At 65.5% G+C, this 15,219-nt stretch carries 14 protein-coding genes; 10 read left to right on the top strand and 4 right to left on the bottom strand.

Annotation, left to right across the window (positions count from 1 at the left end):
- Positions 1-68: 68 nt before the first annotated feature.
- Positions 69-2,300 (bottom strand): DUF1631 domain-containing protein, encoded by a 2,232-nt coding sequence (locus tag AMD14_RS05165; protein WP_011050614.1) that lies wholly within the window; start codon positions 2,298-2,300, stop codon positions 69-71.
- Between the two features lie 129 nt (positions 2,301-2,429).
- Between AMD14_RS05165 and AMD14_RS05160 the strand changes: the two genes are divergently transcribed.
- Genes AMD14_RS05160 through AMD14_RS05145 form a run of 4 tightly spaced genes read left to right on the top strand, consistent with a single transcriptional unit; the run spans position 2,430 to position 5,314 of the window.
- A complete protein-coding gene (locus tag AMD14_RS05160) occupies positions 2,430-3,005 on the top strand; it encodes a nitroreductase family protein (protein ID WP_005915539.1) in 576 nt (191 codons plus the stop codon).
- On the top strand, positions 3,002-3,988 hold the full coding sequence (locus AMD14_RS05155; protein ID WP_011050613.1) for a 5'-3' exonuclease: 987 nt from the start codon (positions 3,002-3,004) through the stop codon (positions 3,986-3,988). Before AMD14_RS05160 ends, AMD14_RS05155 begins: the two co-directional genes overlap by 4 nt.
- Complete coding sequence (locus AMD14_RS05150) at positions 3,985-4,536, top strand: NUDIX hydrolase (protein ID WP_003488815.1); 552 nt, start codon at positions 3,985-3,987, stop codon at positions 4,534-4,536. The genes AMD14_RS05155 and AMD14_RS05150 overlap by 4 nt, the downstream gene beginning before the upstream one ends.
- Positions 4,529-5,314, top strand: a complete 786-nt coding sequence (locus AMD14_RS05145) for an N-formylglutamate amidohydrolase (RefSeq protein ID WP_003488817.1) — start codon at positions 4,529-4,531, stop codon at positions 5,312-5,314. Before AMD14_RS05150 ends, AMD14_RS05145 begins: the two co-directional genes overlap by 8 nt.
- Positions 5,315-5,528: 214 nt before the next feature.
- Here the strand turns inward: AMD14_RS05145 and pip are convergent, their stop codons facing one another.
- Positions 5,529-6,470 carry a prolyl aminopeptidase gene (gene pip, locus AMD14_RS05140; protein ID WP_003488819.1) on the bottom strand — a complete coding sequence of 314 codons (942 nt, stop codon included), beginning with the start codon at positions 6,468-6,470 and terminating at the stop codon, positions 5,529-5,531.
- A gap of 238 nt (positions 6,471-6,708) precedes the next feature.
- Complete coding sequence (prmC, locus tag AMD14_RS05135) at positions 6,709-7,569, bottom strand: peptide chain release factor N(5)-glutamine methyltransferase (protein ID WP_011050610.1); 861 nt, start codon at positions 7,567-7,569, stop codon at positions 6,709-6,711.
- 201 nt (positions 7,570-7,770) lie between these two features.
- Between prmC and ahpC the strand changes: the two genes are divergently transcribed.
- The 6 genes from ahpC (at position 7,771) to AMD14_RS05105 (ending at position 14,073) form a co-directional block, all read left to right on the top strand.
- A complete protein-coding gene (ahpC, locus tag AMD14_RS05130; RefSeq protein WP_003488826.1) occupies positions 7,771-8,334 on the top strand; it encodes an alkyl hydroperoxide reductase subunit C in 564 nt (187 codons plus the stop codon).
- A 185-nt stretch (positions 8,335-8,519) separates the two neighbouring features.
- Positions 8,520-10,112 (top strand): alkyl hydroperoxide reductase subunit F, encoded by a 1,593-nt coding sequence (ahpF, locus tag AMD14_RS05125; protein ID WP_011050609.1) that lies wholly within the window; start codon positions 8,520-8,522, stop codon positions 10,110-10,112.
- A 91-nt stretch (positions 10,113-10,203) separates the two neighbouring features.
- Positions 10,204-11,145, top strand: a complete 942-nt coding sequence (locus AMD14_RS05120; RefSeq protein ID WP_005925902.1) for a LysR substrate-binding domain-containing protein — start codon at positions 10,204-10,206, stop codon at positions 11,143-11,145.
- A gap of 539 nt (positions 11,146-11,684) precedes the next feature.
- On the top strand, positions 11,685-12,125 hold the full coding sequence (gene rnk, locus AMD14_RS05115; protein WP_011050607.1) for a nucleoside diphosphate kinase regulator: 441 nt from the start codon (positions 11,685-11,687) through the stop codon (positions 12,123-12,125).
- 53 nt (positions 12,126-12,178) lie between these two features.
- Complete coding sequence (tal, locus tag AMD14_RS05110; RefSeq protein ID WP_011050606.1) at positions 12,179-13,147, top strand: transaldolase; 969 nt, start codon at positions 12,179-12,181, stop codon at positions 13,145-13,147.
- 356 nt (positions 13,148-13,503) lie between these two features.
- Positions 13,504-14,073 carry a type 1 glutamine amidotransferase family protein gene (locus tag AMD14_RS05105; RefSeq protein ID WP_003487521.1) on the top strand — a complete coding sequence of 190 codons (570 nt, stop codon included), beginning with the start codon at positions 13,504-13,506 and terminating at the stop codon, positions 14,071-14,073.
- A gap of 421 nt (positions 14,074-14,494) precedes the next feature.
- Here AMD14_RS05105 and msrA read toward each other — a convergent pair whose 3' ends face one another.
- Complete coding sequence (msrA, locus tag AMD14_RS05100; RefSeq protein WP_011050605.1) at positions 14,495-15,145, bottom strand: peptide-methionine (S)-S-oxide reductase MsrA; 651 nt, start codon at positions 15,143-15,145, stop codon at positions 14,495-14,497.
- Between the last annotated feature and the right edge of the window lie 74 nt (positions 15,146-15,219).

The following is a 15,219-nucleotide window of genomic DNA, read 5'->3' as shown; positions in this document are numbered from 1 at the left end:
TCAAGCGGCCATCCTAGCTCGCAACATCGCGGTGGAGCTTGCCGATCATCATTCTGCGCCTGCGGGTGTTAAGCCTTCAGCTTCGGGGGCGCTTCCAGCCCGTCCACCACGTCCTGCATCGCGCTATAGAAGGCGTCGTCGTCGCGGTGCAGGCGCAGGCGGTCCAGCCACACCATCATCGCGAGCTCTTCCGGCGATGAAACGCACAGCCGCCCACCGCGCCGGTTGACGAACATCAGGCGCCCGGAAATCGGACTGATCCACGACAGTTTGCCAGGCTGCACGCGGCCCTCGCGGTCGATGAAGTCCAGGCTGGTGCCGATTGCCATGACGCGGAAGAAATCTGCAGTGATGCGGTCGAATTCCACCTGTGCGGTGGCATCCAGCATCGGCGTCAGCGGCTCTGCCACCGGGTCGGCTGGGCTGGGCGCGAGCGTCAGCGCGGTCAGGGTCGGCGCGAGTGCTTCCGGAGCGGGCGCAGGTTGGGTCGGCAGCAGCGCGCGCTGCAGTTCCTGCAGGGCCTGTTCGGCCTCGCGCTGCCCCAGCCCGGCCAGGGTGAAGGCCTGCAGCAGCTGGGGACGATGCGCTTCCAGTGCGGCATCGCCGTGCACGCGGCCAAGTTGCAGCAGCACCGCGTCGCCGAGCGCCAGCGCGGCGTCCAGGGCCGGGCCGGCGCCGTCGGAGCGCAACGCGGCCTGTTGCACGCACGGGTGCCACACACGGCTCAAAAAGTGTTCCACCACCGGCGGCAACGGCCCGCGCGCCAAGCGCTCGGCCAGCGCCTGCGCGGCGATGCTGCGCGCACGCTCGCGGCGTTCTTCGGCACGCTGCAATTCGTTGGCGCGCCGCTCGGCGATTTCGACCCGGCGCCGGTACTGCTCGTAATGCGCACCGAATTCGGCTTCCAGCGCCAGGAACACCGATGGATGCTCGTCGAAGTCGCGCACCACGGTGTCCACCGCTGCCGCAACCTGGGCGAGCAGGGCCTGTTCGGCAGCGGTTTCGCCGCCATTGCCGTCGCAGGCGTCCACCAGCAGGTTGAGCAGGCGCCGGGCCGGATGCCCATCGCGCACGAACAGGTGGCCATCGAGCATCGCCATCTTGGCCACCGGCACCAGCAACTGGCCGAGCATGTCGCGTTGCTGCCGCGACAGATGGCTCTGCAGCAGGATTGCCTCGAACAGCAGCGCAATCAGATCCAGTGCATCTTCGTCGCTGGGGTTGAGCTGGGTGGTGGCCGGATCCACGCCGAGCGAGGCGGCAGCGCGCATCAACTGCTGGCGCAAACCGCGCGCCAGGCCCAGATGGGTGCCGTCGATGACCTCGAAACTGGCGCCGGGCATGGTCTGCAGCAGCGACAGCGCCGACACCACCTCGCGCGGCGACAGCAGCCGCTGCTGCCCCGGCGTCAACGTGGCGGCATCCGGCTCGCGCTGGCGGCGTGCGTGCTGCAGCAACTGGTGCAGGCCCGCCGGCAGCACCTCGCGGTCGCTGCGCAGATGCACATCGATCACCTGTGCGCCGACCAGTGCGCCCTGCCCGCCCGACCAGTCTGCAAAGAAGCGTGCGATCCAGTCCGGCGCCTCGGCGCTCTCGTCGCTGGCGGCGGCGTCCTGGCGCGGAATACCGCGTTGACGCTGGCGTGCCTGCGGCAGCTCGCGCAGCCGCGCGACCTGGGCCAGCGCCTGTTCCAGCTCGCCGTAGCGCTGGCCGACGCGCGCCATCAGCTGCTGCTCGCAGACCTTGATCACCGCCAGATGCACCTTGGGGGCCAGGGTCACGCCCTGGAACGCCTCGTACAGCGCAACGCCCAGATGCTCCGGCCCGAACGGATTGCTGTCGCCATCGATGCGCAGCCCACCGGCGATGAAACCCAAATACCGATTGAGCCGCATCAGCTCCGGCCGCCACTGGTGCTGCAGCGCGCCGGCCAGGTTGCGTACCGCCAGGCGCACGTCCAGGTCCTGCTCCGGCAGCAGGGTCAGGCCGGCGGCGCCCCGAGCGAGGGTGCGCTCGGCCGACAGCGGACGTCCGGATTCCAACCCCTGCCACGCCTTGGCCAGATGGCCGCGAAAGCGTGCGGTGATCGGTTCGCGCTGCTGGCGCAGGGCCTGGATCGCTTCCATGAAATCGTTCTGCGCCGCGCCCGCGTCGGCCGCCAGCCGGAACAACGCCTCGGCCAGCGCGTCCTGCACATTCACAAACGCGTCGGCCAACGGCACCAGCACCACCTCGCGGACCTGATCGAGCAGGTCCGGATTGCGGCTGGGCAGCGGTTCGGTAGCAACAAACTGGGTCATTGGACAACGCACTGGATGGGCACGGGAGGTTGAATCGCAGAGGGGCCACTGGCCCCCGCCGACATGATGCGGCGGGCGTTGGGAAGAGGCCGTCTATAATTCAATGCCTCGTTGCCCCGACCCGGATTTATGCACGCACCGTATTCGCTCCAGGCGCTGGACGCGCGCCGTTCGGTTCCCTCCAAACAACTCGGCGCCCCCGGGCCGGATGAAGACAGCTTGCTGCGCATGCTCACCTCGGCGGTGCGCGTGCCCGATCACGGCAAGCTGGTGCCGTTCCGCTTTCTGCGCATCAGCGGCGAGGCGCGGGCTGCGCTGGGGGATTTTCTTGCCGAGCGCACCCTGGCCGCCGACCCGCTGGCATCGCCGGCAACCCTTGCCAAGGAACGCGGACGCTTCAGCGACGCGCCGGTGGTGATCGTGGTGATCGCCTCGCTGCGCCCGGAGCACAAGGTGCCCGTGCAGGAGCAATTGCTCACCGCCGGCTGCGTCTGTTTTGCATTGCTGCAGGCCGCCCAGGCGCACGGCTTCGGTGCGCAGTGGTTGAGCGCGTGGATGGCCTACGACCCGGCGGTGACGGGCTACCTGGGCCTGGAAGACAACGAACGCATCGCCGGCTTCATCCACATCGGCACGCCGCGCATGCAGGTGCCCGAACGCGAGCGCCCGGACCCGCGTGCGCTGCTGCGCGACTGGACCCCGTGACCACGCCGACCAACCCGCTCGACGCTGCGCCACTGGCAATCCAGCGCCCGACCCCGCTGTATCTGGTGGATGCCAGCCTGTACGTGTTCCGTGCCTGGCACTCCATCCCGGACGAATTTCAGGATGCGCAGGGCTGGCCGACCAATGCGGTGCACGGCTTTGCGCGGTTTCTGCTGGACCTGCTCGAACGCGAGGATCCGCAGTACATCACCATTGCCTTTGACGAAGCCCTGGACAGCTGCTTCCGGCATGCGATCTACCCGGCCTACAAAGGCAACCGCACGCCTGCGCCGGATGCGCTGCGCCGCCAGTTCGCGCATTGCAAGGCGCTGTGCGCAGCGCTCGGGCTGAGCGTGCTGGCCCACCGCGATTACGAGGCCGACGACCTGATCGGTAGCGCGCTGCACAGCGTGCGGGCGCACGGCTTGCGCGGGGTGATCGTGTCGGCCGACAAGGACCTGTCGCAGTTATTGCTCGAGCATGACGAGCAGTGGGACTACGCGCGCAACCAGCGCTGGGGCATGGACGGGGTCAAGGCGCGCCATGGCGTGCATGCGCACCAGATCGCCGACTATCTGGCGTTATGCGGCGATGCCATCGACAACATTCCCGGCGTGACCGGCATCGGCGCCAAATCGGCAGCAGTGCTGCTGGCGCACTTCGGCAGCCTGGATGCGCTGCTGGAGCGCATCGACGAAATCCCCTTCCTGCGCCTGCGCGGCGCGGCGCAAATGGCGGTGCGGCTGCGCGAACAGCGCGAACACGCATTGCTGTGGCGGCAGCTCACCACCATCGCGCTCGACGCGCCGCTGGCGCTCACCCAGACCGGCTTCACGCGTGCGCACGCCGATGCGGACATGCTGACCGGGTTGTGCGAGAGCCTGCGCTTCGGCCCGCTCACCCGGCGCCGTCTGCTGGCCGCCAGCACCGGCGTCCCCGCACCGTTTCCTCCCGCTTCCCTGGCACAAGGTCCCCGCCCATGAACCGACACGACACCCCGCCCACCGTGGTCTACGAAGGCAAGTACCAGCGCATGGTCGTGCGTGGCACCTGGGAATACTCCGAACGTGTGCATGCCGGCGGCCTGGCGGCGATCATCGTGGCGGTGACGCCGGACGATGCGATGTTGTTCGTCGAGCAGTTCCGCGTGCCGCTGCAGGCACGTACCATCGAAATGCCGGCCGGGCTGGTGGGCGACGTGCATGCCGATGAATCGATCGAACTGTCGGCCATTCGCGAACTGGAAGAAGAAACCGGCTGGACCGCCGAGCATGCCGAAGTGCTGATGATCGGCCCCACCTCGGCCGGTGCCAGCAGCGAGAAGATCGCCTTCGTGCGTGCCACCGGTCTGCGCAAGGTCGGCGATGGCGGCGGCGATGCCAGCGAAGACATCACCGTGCATGCAATCCCGCGCGCGCAGGTCGGCGCCTGGCTGGTGCAGAAGATGGCCGAGGGCTATCAGATGGACCCCAAGCTGTGGGCCGGCCTGTATCTGGTCGATCATGCATTGGACGGCACCCCGCGTGGCTGACGCAGCCACCGAACCATTGCTCAGTACCGACGATCCGGCGCCGTTCGCCGTGCACAACGCGCAGGCCGCATCGCCGTGGCTGTTGATCGCCGACCACGCCGGCCAGCGCGTGCCGGCCCGACTGGCCGACCTGGGCCTGCCGCAATACGAACTGGACCGTCATATCGGCTGGGATATCGGCATTGCGCAGGTCACGCGGCTGCTGGCCGAGGCGCTGGATGCGTTCGCCATCGCGCAGACGTATTCGCGCCTGGTGATCGACTGCAACCGTCCGCACGACGCACCCAGCCTGATGCCTGCGGTCAGCGACGGCACCTTGGTTCCGGGCAACCAGCAGCTGACCGACAGCGACCGGCAGCAGCGCATCGATGCGATCTTCGCGCCGTATCACGCACGTATCGCGGCCGAACTGGAGGCGCGTGCACAGCGCAATCAGCCGACAGTATTGGTGTCGATGCACAGCTTCACCCCGGTCATGGCCGGAAACGCGCGGCCCTGGCATGCCGGCGTGCTCTACCACCGCGATACGCGGCTGGCGCATCGCCTGTTGCAGGCGCTGCGTGAAGAACCCGACCTGGTGGTGGGCGACAACCAGCCGTATGCAGTCAGCGACGCCACCGATTACGCCATCCCGGTGTATGGCGAAGGCCGCGGCCTGCTGCATGTCGAACTGGAAATCCGCCAGGACCTGATTGCCGACGCGGCCGGGCAACAGGCCTGGGCAGCGCGCCTGGCGCGCATTCTGCCGCCGCTGGCGGATGCCTTGCTGGTGCGTTGAGCAGCAGCAGCGTTTGGCGGCTGCATCGCAGCCGCGTTGAACATCTGCAATCAGTAGGAGCGCGCTTGCGCGCGATGGAGCGTTACCGGTAACGCCGCGTCGCGCGCAAGCGCGCTCCGACACGTCATGCGTATGTCATCGCACCTCAGCGCGTCCGGCAGAGTGATCATGCCGATCGACCAAAGCGAACTCTGATCGATGCGCATGCACTCGCTTACGCAAACCCGTCGGTGGCACGCACCAAGGCATCGACGTTTTCCGGTTCGAACGCTGAGTGCCCCGATGCCGGGCTGATCTGCAACTGCGCCTTCGGCCACGCCTTGTGCAGGTCCCACGCGCTTTGCAGCGGGCACACCACATCGTAGCGGCCGTGCACGATCACGCCGGGAATGTCGGCAATGCGATGCGCGTCGCGCAGCAACTGGTCTTCGACCTCGAAGAAACCGCCGTTGACGAAGTAATGGTTTTCGATGCGTGCGAACGCCAGGGCAAAGTGCGCGTCTTCATGTCCGGTGACGAAGTCCTCGTCGACATGCAGGAAGCTGGTGGCGCCTTCCCACACGCTCCAGGCTTTGGCCGCAGCCAGACGCGTGGCCTCGTCATCGCTGGTGAGACGGCGATGGAATGCAGACATCAAGTCGGCGCGTTCCACCGGCGGAATCGCGTTGAGGTAATGCTCCCACGCATCCGGGAACAGGCGGCTGGCACCTTCCTGGTAGAACCATTCGAGTTCGAAGCGACGCAGCAGGAAAATACCGCGCAGCACCAGCTCGGTGACCTGCTGCGGATGGGTCTGCGCGTAGGCCAGCGCCAGCGTGGATCCCCAGCTGCCCCCGAACACCTGCCAGCGATCGACCCCCAGATGCGTGCGCAGCCGTTCGATATCGGCCACCAGATCCCAGGTGGTGTTGTCCACCAGATCGGCATGCGGCGTAGAGCGGCCGGAACCGCGCTGATCGAACAGCACGATGCGGTACTTGGCCGGGTCGTGGAAGCGCCGCATCTTGTCGTTGCATCCGCCGCCGGGGCCGCCATGCAACATCACCACCGGCTTGCCGTGCGGATTGCCGCACTGCTCGAAGTACAGCGTATGGCGATCGTCGACCTTCAGGCTGCCCTGCTGGTAGGGCGTGATCTCGGGATAGAGCGTGCGCATGCGTCGGTCCTGCGGGAAACCGCTAGTGTATCGGCAGCTGCGCACGCACACGGGCAACGCCATGCGATTCGAAGAGAAGAGTTCGCCGTGATGGGCCAAGCCCTGAAGAGCGCACCCAACCTTCTGCGCTTACCGGCGGGCGAGCGCACTCGATGCGCGCAACCGCTCTATCGAACGCACGTACTCCGCTTCGGAACGCGCGGCCCTCGTCTCCCGACAATAGCGCGCGGGCAGTTGCTCAGCCGCCCTGGCCCGCAGCTGGCAACCAGCGCCCCAAGGTCACCCGATCGCGCTGCTCCAGATCCTGATGCGTGGCCACCGCAGCGAAACCGCGCGCAACCAGCAGTTCGGCCACCGCTGCCCCCTGGTCCCAGCCATGTTCGAGCAGCAACCAGCCGCCCGGCAGCAGATGCGCAGGCGCATCGGCCACGATCAGGCGGATATCGTCCAGCCCGTCGCTGCCGGAGGCCAGCGCACTGGCCGGTTCGTAGCGAAGATCGCCCTGCTGCAGGTGCGAGTCGTGCGCGGCGATATACGGCGGGTTGCTGGCGATCAGGTCAAAGGTCTCGCCAGCCAAGGGCGCGAACCAGCCGCCCAGGCGGCACTCGACATTGCGCAAGCTGTGGCTGTCGGCGTTGCGTTGGGCCATGGCCAACGCCGCAGCGCTCGCATCGGTGGCGATCACCTGCGCCTGCGGACGTTCGCTGGCGATGGCCAGCGCAATCGCGCCACTGCCGGTCCCCAGATCGGCGACACGACGGCCTGGCAGGGTGTCCAGGCGCTCCAGCGCAAGCTCGACCAGCGCTTCGGTATCGGCGCGCGGGATCAGCGTGGCCGGCGAGACCGCCAGGTCCAGCGTCCAGAATCCGCGTGAGCCGGTCAAATAGGCCACCGGCTCGCCGGCCTCACGGCGCTGCACCAAGGCATCGAAGGCCTGCGCGATCGATAGAGGCACCGCATCGCGCCCGTGCATGAACAACCAGCCGCGATCGCGGCCCAGCGCGTGCAGCAGCAGTGCCTCGGCATCGCAGCGTTCGATCCGCCCGTCGGCGCGGCGAAGCAGCTGATCGGCGGGAATGGCGGCGAGATCGTCGGACATACGGGCTGTTCACCTACACGCAACATCGGCTGACCATTATCGACGATGGCGTGCACCGCGATTGCGCCAGATGCCATCTGACGAGTCGATAGCCAGAGACTATCTATGTAATTCCATCAATCGATTTGAGGAATCTATCGATCCTGCCTACCATGGCGCCTGTTCCATCCCCCGCCCCCTTTTACCGCACGAGGAAACTCAATGTCTCTCATCAACACCCAGGTCCAGCCGTTCAAGGCGAATGCGTACCACAATGGCAACTTCATCGAAGTCACCGAGGCCAGCCTGAAGGGCAAGTGGTCGGTGCTGATCTTCATGCCGGCCGCATTCACCTTCAACTGCCCGACCGAAGTGGAAGACGCCGCCGACAACTATGCCGCCTTCCAGAAGGCTGGCGCCGAGGTCTATATCGTCACCACCGACACGCATTTCTCGCACAAGGTGTGGCACGAAACCTCGCCGGCCGTGGGCAAGGCGCAGTTCCCGTTGATCGGCGACCCGACCCACAAGCTGACCCGCGCGTTCGGCGTGCATATTGAAGAAGAAGGCCTGGCCCTGCGTGGCACCTTCATCATCAATCCGGAAGGCGTGATCAAGACGCTGGAAATCCACGACAACTCCATCGCCCGCGACGTCACCGAGACGCTGCGCAAGCTGACCGCTGCACAGTTCGTGGCCAACAATCCTGGCCAGGTCTGCCCGGCCAAGTGGAAGGAAGGCGCCAAGACCCTGGCTCCGTCGCTGGACCTGGTCGGCAAGATCTAAGCCGGCTGTCATCTCCGGCCCAGTCGGGCCGGGGGTGAACCGGAGCCGGTGCCGGGCTGCCCGCCAGCCGCCGCCAGCACGCACCCCGACCTCGCGCCGGCTGCGGTTCACTCCCTTCCTCCCCGGCGACCTGCCTCAGCGCAGCGACGCCATGCCCTCCCCTTGCCCATTCCCAGGAGTTCTCCATGTTGGATGCCAATCTCAAGACCCAGCTGACCGCCTACCTGGAACGGGTGACGCGGCCGATTCAAATCAACGCCTCCATCGACGACAGTGCCGGCTCGCGCGAAATGCTCGACCTGCTGGAAGAGTTGGTGCTGTTGTCGGACAAGATCAGCCTGGACATCCACCGCGACGACAACCAGCGCAAGCCCTCGTTCGCGCTGACCACGCCCGGCCAGGACATCTCGCTGCGCTTTGCCGGGCTGCCGATGGGCCATGAGTTCACCTCACTGGTGCTGGCGCTGCTGCAGGTGGGCGGCCACCCGTCCAAGGCCGCCGCCGAGCTGATCGAGCAGGTGCAGCACCTGGATGGCGATTACCAGTTCGAAACCTATTTCTCGCTGTCGTGCCAGAACTGCCCGGACGTGGTGCAGGCGCTGAACCTGGCGGCCGTGCTCAACCCGCGCATCAAGCACGTGGCCATCGATGGCGCCTGGTTCCAGGAAGAAGTAGAGGCCCGCCAGATCATGTCGGTGCCCACCGTGTACTTGAACGGCGAGCTGTTCGACCAGGGCCGCATGACGCTGGAGCAGATCGTCGCCAAGCTGGATACCAATGCCGCCAAGCGCGACGCTGCGAAAATCGCTGCAAAAGAAGCGTTCGACGTGCTGGTGGTGGGCGGTGGCCCGGCCGGTTCGGCAGCAGCGGTGTATGCCGCACGCAAGGGCATCCGCACCGGCGTGGCCGCCGAGCGTTTTGGTGGGCAGGTGCTGGACACCATGTCGATCGAGAACTTCATTTCCGTGCCGGAAACCGAAGGCCCGAAGATGGCCGCCGCGCTCGAGCAACACGTGCGCCAGTACGACGTGGACATCATGAATCTGCAGCGTGCCGAGCAGCTGATCCCGGCCGGTGCCGATGGCCTGATCGAAATCAAGCTGGCCAATGGCGCCTCGCTCAAGAGCAAGACCGTGATCCTGTCCACCGGTGCGCGCTGGAGGCAGATGAACGTGCCTGGCGAAGATCAGTACAAGAACAAGGGCGTGGCGTATTGCCCGCACTGCGATGGCCCGCTGTTCAAGGGCAAGCGCGTGGCGGTGATCGGCGGCGGCAACTCGGGCGTGGAAGCGGCGATCGATCTGGCCGGCATCGTGGCGCATGTCACGCTGGTGGAATTCGACGACAAGCTGCGCGCCGACGAAGTGCTCCAACGCAAGCTGCGCAGCCTGCACAACGTACGCATCATCACCAGCGCGCAGACCACTGAAGTACTCGGCGACGGACAGAAGGTCACCGGTCTGGTCTACAAGGACCGCACCGGCGGCGATATCCAGCACATCGAGCTGGAAGGCGTGTTCGTGCAGATCGGCCTGCTCCCCAACACCGAGTTCCTGCGCGGCACGGTGGCGCTGTCGCCGCGCGGCGAAGTCATCGTCGACGACCGTGGCCAGACCGATGTACCCGGCGTGTTCGCCGCTGGCGACGCCACCACGGTGCCGTACAAGCAGATCGTGATCGCAATGGGCGAAGGTTCCAAGGCGGCGCTGAGTGCATTCGACCACCTGATCCGCACCAGCGCACCGGCCACTGCCGACAGTGTGGCCCAGGCCGCATAAGCAAGCGCCCGCTTAGCGCCCGGCCAACCCGGGCGCTAAGCTTGCAACACGCGCCAGTGGTTCCCCGTCACCGCAATGAAGGCTGCTGTATATGAATCTGCGTGACCTGAAATATCTGGTAGCCCTGGCCGACCACAAGCATTTCGGCCGCGCGGCGTCCGCCTGCTTTGTCAGCCAGCCAACGCTGTCCACCCAGATCAAGAAACTCGAAGACGAGCTCGGCGTGTCGCTGGTGGAACGTGCGCCGCGCAAGGTCATGCTGACCCCGGCCGGCCGCGAAGCCGCCGTGCGTGCACGCAGCATCGTGGCCGAGGTGGAACAGATGAAGGAAGCCGCACGCCGCAGCCAGGACCCGGAAGCGGGCACGGTGCGTCTGGGCATCTTTCCCACCCTGGCCCCGTATTTGTTGCCGCATGTGGTACCGCGCATCCGCGAGCGTTTTCCGCGTCTGGAACTGCTGCTGATCGAAGAGAAGAGCGATCAGCTGATGCACCAGCTGCGCGAAGGTCGCCTGGATGCCGCCTTGCTTGCATTGCCATTGCAGGACGATCAGCTGCATGCCGAATTCCTGTTCGAAGAGCCCTTCGTGCTGGCAGTGCCGGAAAGCCACCCGCTGTCGCGCCACGACAGCATGACCCTGGACGACTTGTCCGAGCAGCGCCTGCTGCTGCTGGAAGATGGCCACTGCCTGCGCGACCAGGCGCTGGATGTCTGCCATCTGGCCGGCGCGCTGGAAAAATCCGAATTTCAGGCCACAAGTCTGGAAACCCTGCGTCAGATGGTCGCGGCCAATGTCGGGGTGACCTTGCTGCCGCTGCTGGCGGTCAAGCCTCCTGTTGCGCGCTCGGAAAACATCCGCCTGATCCGCTTCCGTGAAGACAAGCAGCCTAGCCGCCGCATTGCGATGGCGTGGCGGCGCAGTTCGGCAATGACCGCGTTTTTGGAGCAGCTGTCGCAGCTGTTCAAGGAATTGCCCGAGAGCCTGTTCACGCTGGATCAGCCTGCGCCAGGACCGAAGGCGGTGGCGGCTTAGGGAATCGGGAATCGGGAATCGGGAATCGGAAATCGGAAATCGGAAATCGGAAATCGGAAATCGGAAATCGGAAATCGGAAAAGCGTATCGCGGTTGCGGTCGCTTCGAGTGCCGGTTGGAGGTTTGGAATTGGGCGGCGCGCGAGCGTCGCTTTTTGTTTGTTTGTGCGCAGCGCTCTTGCCCGCAGGTTTGCTGCGCATCAATCCGCCGCTGTCTGTTGGACGCGGCTGGCGGCAGCACGCTGCCCACGCGACCATGCGATTTGCGAGCAGCGTTTTGGTTCGCTTGCTTGAGACTGATAGTGCGGTGTTTGCGGCATGCGGTGGAAGCGGGCTCGTTTGCAGCGGCCGTGATGCCCTCACCCTCCGATTGCCTCAACCGCAGCGCTTGCTCGCTGCACCAGGCCTGCAGCGCCTGCGTGGCAGCCCTTGCCAGTGCCTTGGTTCCGCAACATCCATGCATTGCGATCAGCCGCCGGCACCCTCATCTTGTCAGAGACGCTTGCCATGTCGGCAAGCCGTATTCGTCAGGAGACTGCCATGACTTCGCAACACCACAGCGGCTTGCCGCCATCCATTCTGGTATCCAGCCGCGACCTTGCCCGGCTTGAGGCATTGCTCGATTCGCCAAGCTTCAACAAGCATCCCGCCGCCACTGCGCTGAGCGACGAACTGGGCCGCGCCCGTGTGCTGCCGCCCGACCAGATTCCCGGCGATGTCGTCACCATGCACTCACGCATCGAATGCGAAGACCAGTTGCATGGCGAACGGCATACGCTCACCCTCGTGTATCCGCATGAAGCCGATGTGCAGCACGGACGCATCTCGGTGCTTGCGCCGGTCGGCAGCGCGCTGCTCGGCCTGTCGGTTGGCCAGCGCATCGATTGGCGCACGCCCGACGGACGCGACCTGCGCCTGCGCGTGACTGCCGTGCACGAGCAACCCGCAGCGGCGGGCGACTTCCGGCGCGCAGCGCGCTAACGTAGCGCGCTGCGTCCTATCCCCGACCCGTTCCACGATTCGAGAGAACCCGCATGACTGCATCCCCCTCAAAGCTTGCCCAACTGCGTGAGCTGTCCGTCGTTGTCGCCGACACCGGCGATTACGACGCCATCAAGCGCCTGAAGCCGGTCGATTGCACCACCAACCCCACCCTGGTCAAGAAGGCGTTGGACCTGCCGGTCTATGCCGACCTGATCGAACGCGAGCTGGCCTGGGGCCGCGAGCACGGCGGCGACGATCGCACCGCCACCGTCAACGAAGTCGCCGACCGCCTGACCATCGGCGTGGGCGTCAAGCTGGCCGAACTGGTGCCGGGGCGCGTATCCACCGAAGTCGACGCCGATCTGGCGCACGACACCCAGGCCACCATCGCCAAGGCGCGCAAGTTCATTGCGATGTACGCCGAGCGCGGCGTGTCCAAGGACAAGATCCTGATCAAGATCGCCGCGACCTGGGAAGGCATCGAAGCCGCCCGGCAGCTGCAGAAAGAAGGCATCGACTGCAACCTGACGCTGATCTTCAACCGCTCGCAAGCGCTGGCCTGTGCCGAAGCCGGCGTGTTCCTGATTTCGCCGTTCGTGGGCCGGATCCTGGACTACTACGTGGCGCAGGGGCAGACCCCGGCCAGCATCGATGAAGATCCGGGCGTGGTGTTCGTGCGCACCGTCTACAACGAGTTCAAGCAGCGCGGCTCGTCCACGGTGGTCATGGGCGCCTCGTTCCGCTCCACCGCGCAGATCGAAGCGTTGGCCGGTTGCGACCGCCTGACCATTTCGCCGGACCTGCTGGAAAAGCTCGACGCCGAGCACGGCGAGCTGCCGCGCAAGCTCTCCCCGGCTCAGGCCGACAATGCCCAGTTCACCCCGATCGACAGCGATAGCTTCGCTTCGGGCCTGGCCGCCGACCCGATGGCCACCGAGAAGCTGGCCGGCGGCATCGACACGTTCGCAAAGGACTTGCACGCACTGCGCAAGACCATTGCCGACAAACTTGCTGGCTGATCACGCAGCGAGCCTGTTCTGCACATAACGCCTGCAGCTGCTCGGCTGCGGGCGTTGTTGTTTTTGGAGCTTGGTTTAGATGGGGATGTGCGGCCAAGCGGGTCTGCGTCGCGATAACGGGTACGGATGCGGGCAGCTCGTGAATGGGGGATTGTCGCTTCCGCAGCCGGCTGTGCCGGGATCAACCGCAGCCGCATATCAGCGCGTCTGTACGACAGACAGAAGACCGCGGCCCAGCAAAGCCACACCTGCGCCGTGTGCCGCTTGGACCAAACGCCCTGCTCTCCACATATCGCTTACACCCGCGGCGTGCGCACTGCCTAGAATCCGGATTCCCTCAACTGGCGTAACGGACAATGGCAAACATTGCAGTGGTGATGGTCGACGGCGTGGCCGATTGGGAAATCGGCGTGGTGCTGCCGGCAGCACGCGAATGGTTCGGCGACCAGGTCGCCATTGCCAGTATCGACGGGCAACCGCTGCAGTCCATCGGTGGCCTGCGCATCACGCCGGAATTCGCCCTCTCCGATCTGGCGCCACTCGAAGCTGATCTATGGATCCTGCCCGGCAGCGAACGCTGGCAGGCCGGCGAAATTCCCGGGCTGAGCGGTTTGCTTGTCGAGCGCGTGCAGCAGCAGCGCCCGGTCGCGGCGATTTGCGGCGCCACCCTCGCCTTCGCCTATGCCGGCCTGCTCGATGAGCGCGCGCACACCAGCAACGCGCTGGCCTTCTTGCAGGAGCACGTGGTGCCGTACGCAGGCGCTGCGCACTATCGCCACGAAAAGGTCGTCAGCGCCGACGGCGTCATCACCGCACCCGGCACCAGCCCGGTGGGGTTCGCATTGGCGTGCATGCGGCAATTGCATCCGGAGCGCACCGACACGCTTGCCCAGTTGCGCGGCATGTTTGCCGGAGAATTCGTTTGATCCAACCGATTCAAGCCGGTACAGCTGATGCCCTGTCCTGGCTCACCGTGCTGATTGCTCGTATCGAGTCTCCATACCGTTCGCGGCGAATCATCAGGAGTAATTGCCCGCGCTGAGCAGCCTCCGATGATTTGCTGCCCGGTCTTCTGCGGCGCTCGCCGCAACAACTCACACCACTGATTCGCTGTACAGCGTCTCCGAGCCGATTCACCTTACAAAAACGTATCGCCCCATCACCAGCGTGTGTTGCGACCTCCGCTCAAAAAAGATGGCCGCGCCGTCTCCGACGCAGCCATTCAAGTTGCCTAGCACGCACTCCCATGCGGTGCCTGATCGTGATAACGCTGCCGGTCACTGTCGGCCATCGGCACGCTGCCACGATCTTGTGGATGACAGCGTTTCAATCCGGCCCGCCTTTCCGTCAGGCATCCAGCCCGATCGGGCAGCTCACTCCCGTGCCGCCAAGCCCGCAATACCCGTTGGGGTGCTTGGCGAGATATTGCTGGTGATCGTCTTCGGCGTAGTAGAACGTGGGCGCCGGGAAACGGATCTCCGTGGTGATTTCGCCATAACCGGCTGCGGTCAGTTGTTGCTGATACGCATCGCGGCTGGCAAGCGCGGCGTCGTACTGCGCCTGCGTGGTGCAGTAAATCGCCGAACGGTATTGCGTCCCCATATCGTTACCTTGCTGCATGCCCTGGGTGGGGTCGTGGCTTTCCCAGAACGTACGCAGCAATTGTGCGAACGACACCGCATGGTCGTCGAACACCACCAGCACCGCTTCGGTGTGGCCGGTCTGCCCGGAACACACTTCCGAATAGGTCGCGTTCGGCGTCTGCCCGCCGGCGTAACCCACTGCTGTGGTGTAGACCCCTGGCACGTTCCAGAACTTGCGTTCCGCGCCCCAGAAACAGCCGAGCCCGAATTGCACCTGGGCCAGACCAGTGAATTCCCCGCGCAACGGATGGCCGTTGACCAGGTGCGTGTTATGCAGCGGCAGCGCTTGCTCGCGCCCGGGTAGTGCTTCGCCCGGGCGTGGCAGACGTTGTTTGAAGGCGCCGATTCCCAGCATGGTGCAGCTCCGCAATCGTCAGGATTGCCTGCTGGATGGCGCCGGCCAGAGCCACTTTCAAGCCTGCCCGGCCA

Source organism: Xanthomonas citri pv. citri (genome assembly GCF_000961215.1).
GTDB classification, from domain to species: domain Bacteria; phylum Pseudomonadota; class Gammaproteobacteria; order Xanthomonadales; family Xanthomonadaceae; genus Xanthomonas; species Xanthomonas cissicola.
This window is presented reverse-complemented; position numbering and strand designations above follow the sequence as displayed.

Bases quoted from the DNA above. Each gene is read 5' to 3' on its own strand.
- AMD14_RS05160 (WP_005915539.1), top strand. From the start codon at position 2,430: ATGCACGCACCGTATTCGCTCCAGGCGCTGGACGCGCGCCGTTCGGTT.
- tal (WP_011050606.1), top strand. From the start codon at position 12,179: ATGACTGCATCCCCCTCAAAGCTTGCCCAACTGCGTGAGCTGTCCGTC.
- prmC (WP_011050610.1), bottom strand. From the start codon at position 7,569: ATGTCCGACGATCTCGCCGCCATTCCCGCCGATCAGCTGCTTCGCCGC.
- pip (WP_003488819.1), bottom strand. From the start codon at position 6,470: ATGCGCACGCTCTATCCCGAGATCACGCCCTACCAGCAGGGCAGCCTG.
- ahpF (WP_011050609.1), top strand. From the start codon at position 8,520: ATGTTGGATGCCAATCTCAAGACCCAGCTGACCGCCTACCTGGAACGG.
- rnk (WP_011050607.1), top strand. From the start codon at position 11,685: ATGACTTCGCAACACCACAGCGGCTTGCCGCCATCCATTCTGGTATCC.
- ahpC (WP_003488826.1), top strand. From the start codon at position 7,771: ATGTCTCTCATCAACACCCAGGTCCAGCCGTTCAAGGCGAATGCGTAC.
- AMD14_RS05165 (WP_011050614.1), bottom strand. From the start codon at position 2,300: ATGACCCAGTTTGTTGCTACCGAACCGCTGCCCAGCCGCAATCCGGAC.
- msrA (WP_011050605.1), bottom strand. From the start codon at position 15,145: ATGCTGGGAATCGGCGCCTTCAAACAACGTCTGCCACGCCCGGGCGAA.
- AMD14_RS05105 (WP_003487521.1), top strand. From the start codon at position 13,504: ATGGCAAACATTGCAGTGGTGATGGTCGACGGCGTGGCCGATTGGGAA.
- AMD14_RS05150 (WP_003488815.1), top strand. From the start codon at position 3,985: ATGAACCGACACGACACCCCGCCCACCGTGGTCTACGAAGGCAAGTAC.
- AMD14_RS05120 (WP_005925902.1), top strand. From the start codon at position 10,204: ATGAATCTGCGTGACCTGAAATATCTGGTAGCCCTGGCCGACCACAAG.